Annotated in this window: 15 protein-coding genes; 7 read left to right on the top strand and 8 right to left on the bottom strand. The window is 48.5% G+C overall.

Translation table 11 applies throughout. The features are described 5' to 3' along the window. The first annotated feature begins 209 nt into the window (after nt 1–209). A complete protein-coding gene (locus L3N51_RS06900) occupies nt 210–1,106 on the top strand; it encodes an isocitrate lyase/PEP mutase family protein (RefSeq protein ID WP_238026300.1) in 897 nt (298 codons plus the stop codon). Here L3N51_RS06900 and L3N51_RS06895 read toward each other — a convergent pair. Together L3N51_RS06895 and L3N51_RS06890 are read right to left on the bottom strand one after the other, a co-directional pair. Continuing rightward, nucleotides 1,090–1,494 (bottom strand): PIN domain-containing protein, encoded by a 405-nt coding sequence (locus tag L3N51_RS06895; protein WP_238026299.1) that lies wholly within the window; start codon nt 1,492–1,494, stop codon nt 1,090–1,092. The two genes, L3N51_RS06900 and L3N51_RS06895, sit on opposite strands and share 17 nt — an antisense overlap. Next, complete coding sequence (locus tag L3N51_RS06890; protein WP_238026298.1) at nt 1,478–1,705, bottom strand: AbrB/MazE/SpoVT family DNA-binding domain-containing protein; 228 nt, start codon at nt 1,703–1,705, stop codon at nt 1,478–1,480. Before L3N51_RS06890 ends, L3N51_RS06895 begins: the two co-directional genes overlap by 17 nt. 157 nt (nt 1,706–1,862) lie before the next feature. Here L3N51_RS06890 and L3N51_RS06885 point away from each other — a divergent pair, with 157 nt between their 5' ends. After that, nucleotides 1,863–3,368: an AMP-binding protein gene (locus tag L3N51_RS06885; RefSeq protein WP_238026297.1), complete on the top strand. Its 1,506-nt coding sequence runs from the start codon at nt 1,863–1,865 to the stop codon at nt 3,366–3,368. Here L3N51_RS06885 and L3N51_RS06880 read toward each other — a convergent pair. The 3 genes from L3N51_RS06880 to L3N51_RS06870 form a co-directional block, all read right to left on the bottom strand. Continuing rightward, complete coding sequence (locus tag L3N51_RS06880; protein ID WP_238026296.1) at nt 3,343–4,107, bottom strand: SDR family oxidoreductase; 765 nt, start codon at nt 4,105–4,107, stop codon at nt 3,343–3,345. The genes L3N51_RS06885 and L3N51_RS06880 overlap by 26 nt on opposite strands. A gap of 84 nt (nt 4,108–4,191) precedes the next feature. After that, complete coding sequence (locus L3N51_RS06875) at nt 4,192–5,595, bottom strand: MFS transporter (protein WP_238026295.1); 1,404 nt, start codon at nt 5,593–5,595, stop codon at nt 4,192–4,194. Nucleotides 5,596–5,782: 187 nt separating this feature from the next. Continuing rightward, nucleotides 5,783–6,430, bottom strand: a complete 648-nt coding sequence (locus L3N51_RS06870) for a helix-turn-helix domain-containing protein (RefSeq protein WP_238026294.1) — start codon at nt 6,428–6,430, stop codon at nt 5,783–5,785. Between the two features lie 204 nt (nt 6,431–6,634). Here L3N51_RS06870 and L3N51_RS06865 point away from each other — a divergent pair, with 204 nt between their 5' ends. Both L3N51_RS06865 and L3N51_RS06860 read left to right on the top strand, forming a co-directional pair. Beyond that, nucleotides 6,635–8,014 carry a 4-hydroxyphenylacetate 3-hydroxylase N-terminal domain-containing protein gene (locus L3N51_RS06865; protein ID WP_238026292.1) on the top strand — a complete coding sequence of 460 codons (1,380 nt, stop codon included), beginning with the start codon at nt 6,635–6,637 and terminating at the stop codon, nt 8,012–8,014. 69 nt (nt 8,015–8,083) lie between these two features. After that, nucleotides 8,084–9,259, top strand: a complete 1,176-nt coding sequence (locus L3N51_RS06860) for a metal-dependent hydrolase family protein (RefSeq protein WP_238026291.1) — start codon at nt 8,084–8,086, stop codon at nt 9,257–9,259. 103 nt (nt 9,260–9,362) lie between these two features. On the opposite strand, the gene L3N51_RS06855 is transcribed toward L3N51_RS06860, so the two are convergent. The 3 genes from L3N51_RS06855 to L3N51_RS12675 are packed head-to-tail and all read right to left on the bottom strand — an operon-like array spanning nt 9,363 to nt 13,026. Continuing rightward, complete coding sequence (locus L3N51_RS06855) at nt 9,363–10,544, bottom strand: acyl-CoA dehydrogenase family protein (protein ID WP_238026290.1); 1,182 nt, start codon at nt 10,542–10,544, stop codon at nt 9,363–9,365. Next, nucleotides 10,541–12,001 (bottom strand): acetyl-CoA hydrolase/transferase C-terminal domain-containing protein, encoded by a 1,461-nt coding sequence (locus tag L3N51_RS06850; protein WP_238026289.1) that lies wholly within the window; start codon nt 11,999–12,001, stop codon nt 10,541–10,543. The genes L3N51_RS06855 and L3N51_RS06850 overlap by 4 nt, the downstream gene beginning before the upstream one ends. Next, nucleotides 11,989–13,026 carry a MaoC family dehydratase gene (locus L3N51_RS12675; protein WP_238026288.1) on the bottom strand — a complete coding sequence of 346 codons (1,038 nt, stop codon included), beginning with the start codon at nt 13,024–13,026 and terminating at the stop codon, nt 11,989–11,991. Before L3N51_RS12675 ends, L3N51_RS06850 begins: the two co-directional genes overlap by 13 nt. Before the next feature lie 300 nt (nt 13,027–13,326). On the opposite strand from L3N51_RS12675, the gene L3N51_RS06840 reads away from it, so the two are divergent. The 3 genes from L3N51_RS06840 (at nt 13,327) to L3N51_RS06830 (ending at nt 14,690) form a co-directional block, all read left to right on the top strand. Next, a complete protein-coding gene (locus L3N51_RS06840) occupies nt 13,327–13,563 on the top strand; it encodes an antitoxin (RefSeq protein WP_238026287.1) in 237 nt (78 codons plus the stop codon). Continuing rightward, entirely contained in the window at nt 13,547–13,951 is a 405-nt protein-coding gene (locus L3N51_RS06835; protein ID WP_238026286.1) for a type II toxin-antitoxin system VapC family toxin, read from the top strand. The genes L3N51_RS06840 and L3N51_RS06835 overlap by 17 nt, the downstream gene beginning before the upstream one ends. A 472-nt stretch (nt 13,952–14,423) precedes the next feature. Then, entirely contained in the window at nt 14,424–14,690 is a 267-nt protein-coding gene (locus tag L3N51_RS06830; protein ID WP_238026285.1) for a hypothetical protein, read from the top strand. Nucleotides 14,691–14,899 lie beyond the last annotated feature (209 nt).

Genomic DNA, 14,899 nt, shown 5'->3' with positions numbered 1-14,899 from the left:
AATGTCCATACACTATCATCACAATTAACCTCTAAAGTAAAATTTTCTCATTAGGCAATTGGGATATAACTGAAAGATTTTTAGGCAAAATGGGCTTGAAGAGATTTTCAGGGGAGTAACAGGAGTTTGAGACAATATTAGTATTTGATGCATTGTCTCGTTCCCCAGTTTACCCAAAATTGATTTTTTGTCCTCTTCATATCTAACTCATGTCTCGACTTTTAAAGGAGAAGGTGAACGGTCCACGCAAGTTAAGGGAACTCCTCTCTTCAAGGGATGTCATTCTGGCACCTGGTGCATTTGACGCCCTATCTGCCAGGCTGGTGGAGTCAGCAGGATTTGAGGCCGTCTACATGACAGGTTTCGGAACTTCAGCGGGACTTCTGGGTTACCCGGACGTCGGTCTCCTGACCATGACCGAGATGGTGGAGAACGCAAGAAGGATTGTGGACGCTGTGAACATCCCAGTAATTGCCGACGCAGATACAGGTTACGGAAACCCAATTAACGTGATAAGGACTGTTCAGGAGTACGAGAATGTGGGAGTTGCGGGAATTCACATTGAGGATCAGATCTTTCCTAAGAAGTGCGGTCATATCTCGGGAAAGGAAGTGGTATCCGTTGACGACATGGTTCAGAAGATCGCTGCAGCGAAGGACGTGAAATCCAGGGACTTCCTTCTCATTGCCAGAACTGATGCCATAGCAGTTGAGGGCCTTGATTCAGCTCTGGAGAGGGCAAAGGAATATTACAAGGCCGGGGCCGACATGCTCTTCGTGGAGGCGCCTGAGTCCATGGAACAGATTGAGACCATTTCAAGGGAATTGAAAGGTATTCCCTTACTTTTCAATTGGGCGGAGGGAGGAAAAACCCCTCCTGTCTCCCTGGAGGACCTGAGGAGGCTGGGGTTTAAGTTGATCATATTCCCCGTGAGCACCCTGCTGTCTGCGACGTCGGCCATGAAGAGTGTGCTGGAGCAGATTAGAAGAGATGGCACACCTCTCAACGTAATGGATAAGCTTTACCCCTTCAGGGATTTCCTCTCCTTCATAGGGTTGCCAGAGGTGCAGGTCCTGGAAAAGAGATATGTCACACGTAGGGAGTGAGGAGAATGGAGTCCTGTCTAACCTTGAGGATTTCCTGGTTTGTGGTGACCACTCTGGAACCCAGCTCCATGGAACTAGCAAGGAGATAGGAGTCGCTTAGGGAGAGTGTCCTGTACTTCTCCCTGAGTTTAATTGCCTCTCTCACTATCTCTTGGGATAAGGGAACGATCTTGATGGGCGAATCGAGGATAAGGTTTAGTTTAACTTCAGTGTAGGTTAAACCATGAATCCTTCTGTAACTGTCTAGGAACTCCCCGAGATTCACGGTTAGCAGATAGGCCTCGTACTCACCTGAATAGATCCCCTCCATTATCTCCTTGGATTTCTCGTTCAATCCGGAGAAATACACAGAGAAGAATCCAGAATCTAGGCTAATCTTCTCCCTCATCCTTTCTCCTCTCGTGAATTAACCTGAGAGTTTCCAGCCCCTTTACCCTGTCATCCACACTGAAAGCGTCTAGGAGGGTTAGTTTGGGACGTAGGATTATTGCCCCATCCTTGACGGAAACCTCAAGTCTTGAACCCTCCCTAATCTTTAACTCATCCCTGATTTCCCGTGGGATCACCACTATCCCTTTCCGATAAACTTTGAGCTCCATAATCTCCCTTGGATAAACTAGTTGAAAAGTTTAACCTCACGTGTTGGGGCCACGAATCCGGTCTCTCCCCGTTTAGTGTGTATTCGCTAGCCAGGTTTATCCATGTAGTTACATTTTATGCGTGAATAAATATTAACATGCTTTCGTTCTCTATTTTATGGATTCCACCATTATGGATTACGAATTGACCATAAAGTCCATTTTCTGGAGGATTGAGAAGCTCTATGGGAACAGGACAATCGTATCAAGGTTCTCATCTACCAGGAAAACGTACACTTACTCCGAGTTCGCCCAGCGAGTAAGAAAGACCATAACGTTCCTTCGTCAGAACGACTTGGCAGGAAAGAACGTGGCCTCCGTGGCGTGGAACACGAGCAGACATCTTGAACTGTATTTTGCGGTCCCCCTAACCGGAGGAGTTCTCCATACTGTTAACGTGAGATTTCATCCAAGCGAGATGGAGTACGTCATAAGGGAGATGCAGGACTCGGGGGTATTCATGGATGAGGACATTCAGGCTACCTTCAATGTGAAGACCTTTAAGTTTAACCAGGACTATGACGAGATTGTGGATTCCCTGACCCCAGCTTCAGAACTTCCAGATCTTCAGGAGAGGAGCGGGGCGGTGAGTTGTTTCACCTCAGGCACCACGGGTAAGCCCAAGGGTGTCATTTACAGTCACAGGAGCATCTTCATTCATTCCCTCTCCCTTCTAGCTGGGGACGTTCTGGGCCTCTCCTCAAGTGACGTGGTGATGGATGTCGTGCCCATGTTCCACATATCGGGGTGGGACATACCCTTTGCTTCCCTAATGACCGGGGCCAAGCTCGTGTTACCGGGGATAAGGCCCAGGCCCAGGGACCTGGTGGAGCTGATCAGGGAAGAGGGGGTAACCGTGGCTGCAGGCGCGCCCACTGTCTGGATCGACGTAATGAACTATGTGGAGAAGGAGGGGGAGGACCTTGGAAAGCTCAGGACCGTGGTAATGGGAGGAGCTGAACCGCCCAGGGGGCTCATGGAGAGGATGAGGAAAGTGGGGGTGAGAACTTATCATGCGTGGGGAATGACTGAGACTGAGGCAATAGCCACGGTGAACAGGAGCGAGGATTTGGACGCTCTGACCAAACAGGGTTATCCCATATTCGGGTTCGAAATAGCCCTCTTGGACCCAGAGGGAAAGGAGCTACCTTGGGATGGCAAGACAGTGGGCGAGCTGGCAGTCCGTGGTGCCTTCGTCACAGGGAGGTATTTCAAGGGAGACAGAACCTTCACCTGGTTCAGGACGGGAGATGTAGCAACTGTGGACCCGGACGGCAACGTGAAAGTTGTGGATAGGCAGAAGGACCTCATCAAGAGCGGAGGGGAGTGGATAAGTAGCGTTCAGCTTGAAAACGCCATAATGTCCTTTAATAAGGTCTTGGAGGCTGTGGTGGTTGGAGTTCCCCACGAGAGGTGGGGTGAGAGACCCGTAGCCCTAGTAGTGACCAGGGAGCCCACAAGTCCTCAAGAGATCGTGGATTACCTGAAGTCGTTGAGGGCCTTTCCAGACTGGTGGATACCGGATAGGATAGTGTTCGTGGACTCCATCCCCAAGACCAGTACGGGTAAACTTGATAAGAAGGTGGTGAGAGAGGAGGTCAAAAAACTCCTACAGATCCCTTGAGAGATTCCCCCGCATCAAGGGAGATAACCTGCCCCGTCATCCCCTCTACCTTGATAATGGAGAGAATGAGCTGGGCCACGTCCGCCGGATCCAAGATTCTACCTGTCAGCGTGAACCTCTTGGCGTAATCCTCCTCGCTCATCCCCCAGACCCTTGGGAGGCTCTCTCCCAACCTAGTTCTTACTAGCCCAGGGGCCACAGCGTTAACCCTGATCCTGGGTGCCAGTTCAAGGGCCATATATCTGGTGAGGGAAATGACTGCCCCCTTCATTGCACCGTAAATGGACAATCCCTTGAACGGCATAATTCCCGCCAGGGACGCTACGTTCAGGATCTCACCTCCTTCAGCGATATGTGGTGACGCAATCTTAGAACAGTACAACACGGACTTGAAGTCCGTCTGAAAGTGCTTCTCCACGATCCTGTCGTCCACCTGCAGGAATGGTGAGTATATTCCCACTCCAGCGTTATTCACCAGAACGTCAAGGCGACCAAAACTTGAAATTGCGACGTTCACCAGCTCCTTACATCCCTCTTCCGTGGAAACGTCCGCCAGTACTCCTACCACCTCCCCACCTCTCGACCTTATCTCCTTGATTGTCTCCTCCATCTCATCCTTTCCCTTCTTCGCATTTACCACGACCTTTGCATCCTCAAGGGAGGCCCCTATTGCAACCTCCCTACCTATACCTCTCCCGGACCCCGTCACCACGAAAACCTTTCCCTTAAGCTGGTACATAATGTAAAGTGGAGAAGGGATCTAATATTTTCTACTCAAGACAATGGTTACAAAAAAGGTTGTTTTAGTAAGATCTGTTAAGAACTACCCATGAGCGTCGGTAGCCTCATTAATTTCCTCCAGCCTCACCTTTATTGTTTTAGGTAACGTAAACACCGTGAGTATGGCCATTACAATGGCAGGTATCCATGGTAGAGTCCAAGCACCCACATTACCCAGAAGAGGGATTAGAGGAAATATTGCGAGCAATCCAATGGCGCCTCCCGCATGACCTACTCCATCAGCTATGGCATATCCCGTGGCTCTGGCGCTCGTTGGGAAGTTCTCACTGCATAGCAGATAATAGATATTGTACCATCCCACGCCCACTAGCTCAGCTATGAAAGCGCCTATAAAGAATGTGGGAATGCTTCTTGCGACGCCTCCAATGGCCATGATGGCTGTACCAATAGTGTACACTACGACTCCAAATACTGTCATGTACCTCCTGTCGAATCTATCTATGATGAACCTTAACAGTATGGCCCCTAGGAAAGCCCCTATTCCGGCCAATCCGAAATAGAACACAGCTGATGAGAACAGGGAACCGCTGTAACCTAGGATGTCCTTAACCCAGGTCTCTGGGAGAACTAGGAAGGGGTAATCCATGAAGTATATCCAGAACATCAGAAGGAAGAGCACTATGAGCCTCTTGAGATATTTGGGTTTAGCTAGAGTCCTGAATGGGTTTTCCTTGGGAACATTATAGGTTTTCATGTTGGGTTCGGGTAGCTGGCTAACTCCAGCTCTCTTCATGGAAGTGGATTCCATACTTGTGACAAGGTTATCGACCTCGTTGAACTTCCCCTTTACGGCAAGGAACCTGACTGTCTCAGGAGCATATGCCCTTATTGCCAGCGCCAAAGCTGCAAGAATACCGCCCACCACGAATACTATTCTCCATCCTATGCTGGGTATGGAGGTTACTATTAGTGCAGCTATGAACGGTCCAATCCCTATTCCCGCCCAGCCACCTATGAAGGCGAGATTTGTGTATTGACCCCTCTTGGAGGCGGGAGACATTTCAGCCATGTATGTCATCACTAGCACTAGGTCAGCTCCTATGGCCATGCCAGTAATAAATCTGAACCCCGCAAGCATTGGATAATTTACTGAGAAGGCATCCCCGAAGCTTCCCAGTGCCGTGAGAAGGGCCGTGAATATTAGGGTGGGTCTCCTTCCAACTAGATCTGCCATATATGAGAAAATTGGTGCTCCCACGACGTAACCCCACAGTCCCAATGAAGCGATGAGGGAGGCCTGGCCTGCAGTTATCACAAAGGGTATATAGGGAAGGGCGAATCCCACGTTTATGACGTCGTACAATGTTATAAAAAAGGAAAACCCCATAGCCCATATTAGAGCGTATGATAGGCCCCATGTGGGAAGCCTATCTACCCTAGCTATATACCAGTCTGGTGACTGTTTTAAATTAGAGCTATCTGCCATTATGGTTTAATTTGCTCATGAAATATATAAACTTTTATCGTTGATCAATATTTTAGAAATAAAGTAGATTCTATGATTTTAGAAATGACGTGAGTTCAGCCTCATTGAAACTACCTTTCTGACGAAATAGCTACGTCATTTTTATCATGTATAGTGGCAGTCCAGACCTTAGAAAATTACGTGGTTTTTACCATGTTCTGGGCAGGTACTTCCACCTTTTTAGAAGCTGAGTAATTCCGCGGATTACCTTTCTTTCTCCGCTCTTTAAAGTGTATGCAACCATGTTCACCGATTTTCCAGTGGCCTTGGCAATATCCCTTAAGTTTGACTCCTTGGGAATGTTAAAATATCCCATATCGATCGCAGCTGAGAGGACCTCAACCTCTTCCTCACTTAACTCCAATCCCTCATAGTCCTGTATTTCTACCTCGTTCACCCTTGACGCTTCCCTGAGATCATGCAGGATTTCGCTTATCTGGTACTCATACGCCAAGAAACTCCAGACCTCGTTACCGTAAACGACAGTAGGTTCCAGGACCATAACGTTCTTAGTATCCAACATGGAGAAAATGGAATTCCTATAATCCAGAGTCATATCAACGAGAACCCTCTCACTATCAAGATAACTCACGTTAGAGATCGTGTTTATTCGTGTTGACCTGTCCAAACGCTTTATGACCCTAAAGCTATCCAACTTGCCCACAACGAGGTCTCTCACCATGTTTCCGTTACTGTGATGAGCAATTACCTGAACCTTGCTGTCCAAGAAGCTCGTCCAGCATCCCTCATGTAACAGGTCCACTGTGACAAGTTTAAGGGGATATTTGGAATACATGGTACTACTTGTTCATTCATAGATTTAAACTTTAAACTTAATTTATTATCTATTTGTGAGTTACTTAAGGTGATAGAGTAAAAACTGGATAAGCTATCGCCTAGAAGTGGTAGTTAAGGCAATGTGACGTGTTGAAGGGTCTGGTACGACTTTAGCTTTGTTCTCGGTTGAAAAGTTATTAATCATTATATCACATGATAGTATATGAGAACTAAGGAAGAGTTCGTGAAGGGTTTAAGGGATAGGAGAAAGGTTTTCTACAGGGGCGGATTGATAGATGTCACGGAGCATCCAGTAATCAAGGTGGCAGTTTCCCATGCCTCCAAGCTCTTTGAGTACAGGGAAAGGGTAGGTGAGGATAACTCAAGTAAGTTCTTTCGTGTTCCGAGAGATAGCCAAGACCTTATGGAGAGGCACAGGCTAATTTACGGTCTCACCATGTATTGCAACGGGATATTCAACATATCTCAAGCCATAGGGAGCGATGCCCTCTTCGCACTCTTGATCACCTCAAGGAAAGTGGATAAGGAAAGGGGAACAGATTACACAAGAAGAGTGGAGAATTACCTGGCTTACGTTAAGGAAAGGGACCTCACCCTCGCCACAGCGCAGACAGACGTGAAGGGGGACAGGTCCAAGAGACCCAAGGAACAGGAGGATCCGGACATGTACCTGAGGATAACGGAGGTGAGAAGTGATGGGATAGTGGTGAAGGGGGCCAAGGCTCACACAACACAGGCTGCAGTTTCAGATGAGATAGTCGTGATCCCCACCAGGGCCATGAGGGATAACGAGAAGGAATACGCCGTTGCCTTCGCTGTCCCCGCGGAGACTGAGGGACTCAGAATGTACGTGAGGCCCATAGATGAGCTGGAGGGGAACTCCTCTGCGGTGGTTTCCCGGCAGGATTACGAACTGGAGACCCTGACTGTGTTCGATAACGTTTTCGTGCCGTGGGATAGGGTATTCCTGTTCCAGGAGAGCAAGTTCGCTGGACAGCTGGCAACGCTTTTCGCCACCTTTCACAGGTTCACTGCCCTCTCCTACAGGGTTGCAACAGCTAACCTATTCCTGGGAGCAGCCAGGCTGGCGTCATACGTGAACGGGATTCAGAACGAAAAACAGGTGAGGGACGATATGGTGGACATTATCATGTACAAGGAGGTTATGAGGGCAACTGCACTGTCGGCTGCCCTCTCTCCCTTGATTGATGAGAGTGTGGCAATTCCCAATCCAACCTTCACAAACGTGGGGAAACTGTATTCTAACGCCCACTTCCACGACGTAGTGAGGGATCTCATAGATATTTCAGGAGGGATAATAGCGACCATGCCCTCCGAGGAGGACCTGAAGGGTGAGGGAGGGGAGGAAATCCTCAAGTATCTGAGAGGGGCAGTGGACGGGAAGGAGAGAACCCAGGTGTTGAAGATGGCCAAGGAGCTGGGCTCCAGTCATCTCACCGGGTATCTCCTGACTCTAATGGTCCACGCTGAAGGTTCCATGGAGGCCAGCAAGATAGAGTTGTATAGGGGATATGACTTCTCGGATTCAGAGAAACTGGTTAGATCACTCCTAAAGAGCTGAACCAAGGATTTCCGTAAGGCGTCAAGTCCTCCCTAAAACGATTTAAATGGCGCTTGTCTCATTTTCACCATGCTAAAACTTGCCGGAAAAATTTTCGATGGGACAAGGGTAATCGAGAGAGGGATGGTCGTGGTGGAGGGGAATCAGATAGTGGAAGTGGAGGAGGGAGTTGAGGAAGGTGATGCAATTCACGGATTCATTATGCCAGGAATGATAGATGCGCACCTTCACTTCTTTGGAGTACATGAGGACAATGTGTTATCGTGGAACTTGGTGAATGAGATCGACGTAGCCATTAGAAGCACGAGGGATATGGAGACTCTTTTGAGGGCAGGGTTCACCACGGTCAGGGATCTGGGAAGCAAGGTAGCAACCAGGCTATCAAGACTGGAGGCGTCGGGGGAGATAATTGGACCTAGGGTGATTGCCTCAGGATATTCCCTGGCTATCACGGGGGGAGATGACGATCCCAAGGACTTACCGTTGGACGTTGCCCAGAGGCTTTCCTACTCCTTCTACTGTGATTCCCCTTACGAGTGCAGGAAGGCGGTGAGGCTTGCGGTGAGGCAGGGGGCAACTGTGATCAAGGTATACGCGTCGGGTGCATTCTCCCAGGGCGGGAAGATACTTCCAGGTCTGGGACCAGACGAACTTAAGTCAATTGTGGAGGAGTCTCACAGGTTCGGATTGAGGGTTGCCTCTCATGCCTACGGTAGGGAGGCAATCCTTAACTCCGTGGAGGCTGGGGTGGATACTATTGAGCACGGTCTGGGACTGGATGAGGAGACAGCATCCCTCATGAAGGAGAGGGGCACCTGTTATATTCCCACCCTGGCAACTTACGAGATTCCCTTTCACGTGTCTAATCCTGAAGTGAGAAGATATAGGGAGGAGGCTGTCTCGAGGCATATGAAGGAGGATGTTAAGCTGGCTAGATCAGCGGGACTGAAGATCGCAACTGGGACGGACTACGTGGGCTCAGATTCCAGGCCTCACGGGAGAAATTACAGAGAGGCGGTTCTCCTTTCACAGTTCTTGAGTAATCACGAGGTTCTCGCGTCAACTACCTCGATAGCTGGGGAGTGCCTTGGACTTAGGGTGGGTAAAATAGAGAGAGGCTATCTCGCAGACCTGGTAGTGCTGAAGGCCGACCCGACGCAGAACGTGGAAAACCTTTCTCCCGAGAACGTGATCCACGTGGTGAGGAATGGTAAAATGTACAGGGGAGCTGGGTTAGGAGTATAGACCTTTACGTGATGTAGAATCTGAACTACACCTTGTCGGGGGGTCTTTTGTATGGACAATGTCTTGATCCTCCACAGAGACTCTCCATCCACTCCTTGACCCCCTAGAAAGACCTAGGCAACTTGAGAACGTTATGGGCCAGATCCGCGAGAATTAAGTTTCTGGACACCGGTGCAACCAGAAAGAGCCTAGTTTCCCTCAATTTCCTCTCTATCCCCAAATCCTTGGAGTATCCGAGACCCCCAAACACGTCCATTGCAACGTTACCTAAATACCACGCCACCTCACTCGCCTTGTATTTGGCTATGTTGGCATAGGTTCCCACAACTCTGTTATCGGATCCCGAATCGTAGAGTTCACCGGCGTGTCGCAGGAGTAGCGCAGAGGAAATCAGTTCCGCAAATCCCTGGGCTAGGGGGAATTGAACGCCCTGATTTTGTCCAATGGGTTTATCAAAGACTTGCCTCGTCCTAGCGTATTCTGTGGCCTTCTCCAGGAAATATTCCGCGTTACCGATCATCTCCGAAGCTATCATAATTCTCTCCGCATTGAGACAGGAGAGGAGACAGTAAAACCCTTCATCTACGTTCCCTATGACGTTACTCGCTGGCACCTCCACATTCTCTATATAGAGTTCATAGGCGTCAGTGTTGGCCATGGTTCTAATCCTTTTCATCTCGATCCTCCCTCTCAAGTCCCTCATGTCCACGAGAAACATGGTTATCCCGTGAGCCTTTCTCTCCCTGTTGAAGGGCTTCGTCCTAGCTACCAATATCATGAAGTCCGTCTTATCCGCCCTCGATATGAAGATCTTATGCCCGTTTATCACGTAATGATCTCCAATCCTCTCCGCAGAGGTCTTTAACTTAGTGGTGTCGGAGCCCACTTCAGGTTCTGTCAGGGCCAGGCTGAGAACCTTGAGGTTACCCCTCACGATCTCGGGGAAATATCTAGTTTTCATGGACTCCTGGGCGCACTTATTGAGGAGGACTGTGTTATAGTATTGACCGTGGACGAAATAAGCGTTACCTCCCAGGAGGTTTATTTCCCTGAGTATAAGGGATGCATCAAGAACACCCATTCCGCCACCCCCATATTCCCTAGGAAAAAGGATGTGTCCAAATCCCAGTTCCATGAACTCATTAAAGAATGACGACGGAAATTCCTCGCGAACGTCCAGTTCGCTCCAGTATTTCTCGGGATACTTACCCATCAGTTCCCTGAGCGAACTCAGGATCAGTGACATGTCCTCATTTATGCCCAGGAGAGATGAAACCTCGTTCATAGGGCATCACCGAACAGCTCATAAGCGAGTCGGAGATCGTGACCTTCGTGACCAACCTCCTTGACCCTATCCAGGTATCGAAGGAGGGAATCCTTGAAGCTGGGATGAGCGCATCTCTCCACTATTTCCTTTGCCCTGTCTAGGGGTGCCTTACCCCTCAAATCAGCATATCCCTGTTCTGTGACCACTACGTCAACGTAATGCTCGGGGATATCCACGTGAGTTGTCATGGGAACTATCCTGGAGATCTTCCCATCTCCTGTGGTCGAGGGCAGGGCAATCACCGTAATGTAAGCGTTAGGGGCAAAGTCCACTGATCCACCAACTCCATTGTATATCTTTCCGTGAATGTGTGATATGTTGGCATTTCCGTAGACGTCCACGTTTATGGCCTGAAGGATGGACACTAGGTTTAGCCTCTGAATCACCTCAGGATTGTTAGTCACGTTCTGCCCCCTAAGTATCACGTTCTTGAAATCCCTGGTTTCATAGAACTCGTGAAGGTATTTCTCTTCCCCGTGAAGGGCAAAAAGGGCTGAGGAGCTAACATGTTTGGCGTAATCCCCAGCATGCAGGGCCCACTTGACAGGTAAAGTTTCAGCCCACACGTCAACTCTCAACCCAAACTGAGATAGCCTTTCCTCCAGCTTACTGGAGAGGGATCCCGCACCCGGTTGAAGAATTAGATCTCCCCTCTCATAAAGTTCCCTGGAAAATCCCTTCTTAATCTCTTGGGAAAGGAATTGCAGGATATTGTCCGAGATCTTCGTCTCAGCGTCTCCCGGAGACTTGTAGGCGCCTGGCGAACTATCATTCTCCTCTGTGAGCAGAATGGCCACTATCTTAGAGGAAGGTATTCTCAGCTTGATGTCTCCTATCCTTTGCCAGACTCTTCTCAAGGGAATGGGAGAATCTTCCATGTATACGTCATGAAGTCCGTCCAGTCTAGGTTTGCTCTCGTTTATCTCCACTATAACTCTCTTTGCCATCCTCACAAAGGAGAGGGAGGAATCCAGCGACAGTGAGGGTATCACAGAGCAATCCTCAAGGATTGCGGTTCCCTCAATTACCGCTATATCCACTTCTCCTAGTCCTCCAGTTCGAATCATTCTGTTGAACTTATACAGGCCATAATCGAAAAATTGGAGGACATTCGAGTTGGCCAGGTTCCTGTGCTCCCCACCGCTCAGGAAGGGGTATCTCCTGTGAAAGATCCTGGCAATCCTCGAGACTGACCTCTCGAACTCCTCTGAGGTTGCTCCTCCCGTAAGAAGGGTTAACGAGTATCCTTGATCCTCCTCCAGAAGTTTCGCCATAGCCCTCGGAAATTCCTTGGGAACGGAAGATCCTGACATGCCCCCGAAGGCGATCACTCCCTTTCTGGGAAGGAATCTTTTCACCGTGTCCATGGGATCAGAAACGAGTTCTCTAAGTTCGCTACACCCTATCCTTTCCATATTTTCACCCATGGTGAGTACTCCCTTCTGAAAACCTCTATTTCCCTGATAAAGCTGGAAACCTCAACTGAGAAGTTGTTCTTGTACACGGTACTCCTTACCGTGACTTTCCCTTTCTCCTTGTCAGGTTTCACGTCCAGAACCTCACTTATAACGTGAAGTGTATCGCCGTCAAAGACTGGAGCCTTCAACTTCAGTTCCTTTATTCCCAGATCTGCGGAGATGTTCGCCCCAAGCTCGAAGGAGGAAATTCCGGATGCGACTCCCACTATGAATGGTCCCTGTACCACTGTCTTTCCGTAATCGTGATATCTCATGTACTCCTCATCAAGATGAAGGGTCGCGGTATTCATGGATAAGACGGTGCTCAGGATATTGTCGTACTGCGTTACGGTCCTACCTAACCTGTGAATCACCCTTTCTCCAGGAGTGAAGTCTTCGAGGTATCTTCCCTCCCAGCCGGGATGAGATAGCTTCCTTTCCTCAGTGTTCAACGTTACCCTTTCCCCACTCTGCTGACTGGAGTTAGCCATCTCTCCTCTCCCCTCAAGGAACCTGATCCAAGGGGAGGTAGACCTCTTATAGATCAGATTGTTCCTCTTTATCTCGTAAACGTCCTCTCCCCTTTGATTGTATACCCTATGAATCCAGCTCACAACGCCCACGTTGGGCCTCTTGGTCTCCCTCTTTCCCACAACCTCTGTCTCCACGCACAGGGTATCTCCCGGAAAAACGGGCCTCCTCAAATTCTCGTAATCTATGCCAAGAAACGCGAGGGTATTCACGCTTGTGTCTCTGGTCGCTAGACCTATCACCACTGAATGAACAAGCCGAGGATTTAGCACAATCCTGCCAAGTTCCGTTAGAGAGGCGTAAACGGCATCCAGGTAGAGAGGAGTGTAATCTAGGGTGAGGGTTGACCACAACACATTATCCCACTGTTCCAGCGTTCTGCATGGCCTATGCCTTATTATCTGACCTAGCTCAAAGTCCTCAAAGAAAGGGCCAAATGCCCCAAATACCACTGAATCACCCTATTTCAACTGGTGGAGAAGATTAAAACAGTTATAGTTCAGACTGGCTATGTTACTATCAAGGGTTACGTAATCAACATGTCTGAAATGTTCATTTGATTTTCCGTTCACGACATATTTCAGCAGGTTCAGATTGTGAGATGAGGATAATTCTGAACCACGAAGGGAAAATCTGTCAGGAAGAAGTTAACCTTCCTAAATTCCCGGCTATCCAGCATAGCTTCATGAAATTAGAAGTTTACATAGAGATAAACTTTAAAAGTTTGCAAGACAAATTATATTCGTGGAAGAATGAGTGAGACCATCTCCGTGAGGATAAGCAGGAGGTTAAAGGAAGATCTTGAAAACCTAAGGATAGACTACGCAGAACTGGTCAGGCAATACCTTGAGGAGGTGGTCAGAAGAGAGAAAAAGAGGCTCATGCTTACAGATGCGGACAGGACCAGGGAAGAGTTAAGGGCAAAGTACGGGTTACTGTCGCCCTCCTCCCATCTTGTGAGGGAGGACAGGGATGAGGATAGTCGTTGATACCTCTGCCCTCGTTTCCGTGTTCCTGCCAGAGAGCGCAAGCGAATGCGTCAGGAATCTGCTGGAGAGATATGACGACCTTCACTTCCTCGATCTCATTTATTACGAATTCCCCAACGTGATGAGGAAAAGAGTGGTACGAGGAGAGATCTCTGCGGAAGATGGAGAGATGGTCGTAACAAAGGGGTTGAACTTCATCTCCAACTTTCCTGTCCATCAGGGAAGGGAACTTGCGCAGGAAGCTTATAGGCTCTCCGTGAAGTATGGGATAACGACGTACGATGCGTCCCTAGTAGCTCTGGCCAACACTCTAGGTGGCGAGGTGTTAACCCTGGATCTAAAGCTGATCTCGGCCCTGAAGGGAGAAAGGTTTGTAAGTTGTTCATAGGACTTTGTTTATCTTTTTTGGAGATGGGGGCAGAGGACTCCATCCATGATAGGGCAGTTCACCTATCATGCATCCGGTTTTTCCCCAGAAGCTTTTCAGCCTAACATTTCTTTCCGCTCAATATATCATTTCTCTTCATATAACCTTGTAACTGGATTGAACCTCTTGTACTAGCTCGGGTTAATTCCGGCTCCAGAAATTTTCCGTTGGTGGAAAATCCTCAATAAGCCCGACTCAATGCCAATACGAACCCTATTAGGGAAGGTGATTGTTGAGAACAAGTTGAATTATTAGATTTATAGAGTAAATTTCAAGAAATTTACAGAGTCTCCCGACACATCTTAATGAACACATCCTAGAGTTTAAATGACTCTGGATATGCTAAAACTCCTGCTCTTCATGGCATACACCCATTGATTAAGTTAACTAAAAATTGAAACATACAAGATAGGAGAATCTTTAAATCTCTTCAATGAAAAGGATAGTGATACTCATGTTTCTGAAACCTGAACCCACGGTAAAGGACCTCAAGGGGTTAGTGGAGTCAGCTGGGCTTACCCTAGACCAGTTGTTGGAGATGTATTATGAGATGAATCTCATCCGGGAGTTCGAGGAGGCTATAGGGGCCAAGTACTATGAGGGTAAAAATCCCTTTAACATGGCCTCGGGACCAATAAGGGGTGAGATGCACCTCTCCTCAGGGCAGGAGGCGGTGGCTGTGGAGTTGGTTCTAATCTGAGGAAAGAGGACGTAGTTGTGAGCACTCACAGGCCCCATCATCACGCCATAGCAAAGGGAACAGACGTCAGAAAGTTAGCGGCAGAAATATTTGGCAAAAGCACGGGACTATGCGGAGGGAAGGGGGGACATATGTAGCATTTCCCTGAACTTGACGTCAGTGCCTCGGCCCTTGAAAAGTTTTTTACCAGGGTAATACGCGTTTTGAAT

It is taken from the genome of Metallosphaera javensis (ex Hofmann et al. 2022) (assembly GCF_022064045.1).
Lineage (GTDB): Archaea > Thermoproteota > Thermoprotei_A > Sulfolobales > Sulfolobaceae > Metallosphaera > Metallosphaera javensis.
Note: the sequence above shows the minus strand (reverse complement) of the source record. Positions and strands in the feature narration are given on the sequence as shown.

Excerpts from the sequence above, each read along its gene's own strand:
- L3N51_RS06900 (WP_238026300.1), top strand. The coding sequence starts at position 210 with ATGTCTCGACTTTTAAAGGAGAAGGTGAACGGTCCACGCAAGTTAAGG.
- L3N51_RS06895 (WP_238026299.1), bottom strand. The coding sequence starts at position 1,494 with ATGAGGGAGAAGATTAGCCTAGATTCTGGATTCTTCTCTGTGTATTTC.
- L3N51_RS06890 (WP_238026298.1), bottom strand. The coding sequence starts at position 1,705 with ATGGAGCTCAAAGTTTATCGGAAAGGGATAGTGGTGATCCCACGGGAA.
- L3N51_RS06885 (WP_238026297.1), top strand. The coding sequence starts at position 1,863 with ATGGATTCCACCATTATGGATTACGAATTGACCATAAAGTCCATTTTC.
- L3N51_RS06880 (WP_238026296.1), bottom strand. The coding sequence starts at position 4,107 with ATGTACCAGCTTAAGGGAAAGGTTTTCGTGGTGACGGGGTCCGGGAGA.
- L3N51_RS06875 (WP_238026295.1), bottom strand. The coding sequence starts at position 5,595 with ATGGCAGATAGCTCTAATTTAAAACAGTCACCAGACTGGTATATAGCT.
- L3N51_RS06870 (WP_238026294.1), bottom strand. The coding sequence starts at position 6,430 with ATGTATTCCAAATATCCCCTTAAACTTGTCACAGTGGACCTGTTACAT.
- L3N51_RS06865 (WP_238026292.1), top strand. The coding sequence starts at position 6,635 with ATGAGAACTAAGGAAGAGTTCGTGAAGGGTTTAAGGGATAGGAGAAAG.
- L3N51_RS06860 (WP_238026291.1), top strand. The coding sequence starts at position 8,084 with ATGCTAAAACTTGCCGGAAAAATTTTCGATGGGACAAGGGTAATCGAG.
- L3N51_RS06855 (WP_238026290.1), bottom strand. The coding sequence starts at position 10,544 with ATGAACGAGGTTTCATCTCTCCTGGGCATAAATGAGGACATGTCACTG.
- L3N51_RS06850 (WP_238026289.1), bottom strand. The coding sequence starts at position 12,001 with ATGGAAAGGATAGGGTGTAGCGAACTTAGAGAACTCGTTTCTGATCCC.
- L3N51_RS06840 (WP_238026287.1), top strand. The coding sequence starts at position 13,327 with ATGAGTGAGACCATCTCCGTGAGGATAAGCAGGAGGTTAAAGGAAGAT.
- L3N51_RS06835 (WP_238026286.1), top strand. The coding sequence starts at position 13,547 with ATGAGGATAGTCGTTGATACCTCTGCCCTCGTTTCCGTGTTCCTGCCA.
- L3N51_RS06830 (WP_238026285.1), top strand. The coding sequence starts at position 14,424 with ATGAAAAGGATAGTGATACTCATGTTTCTGAAACCTGAACCCACGGTA.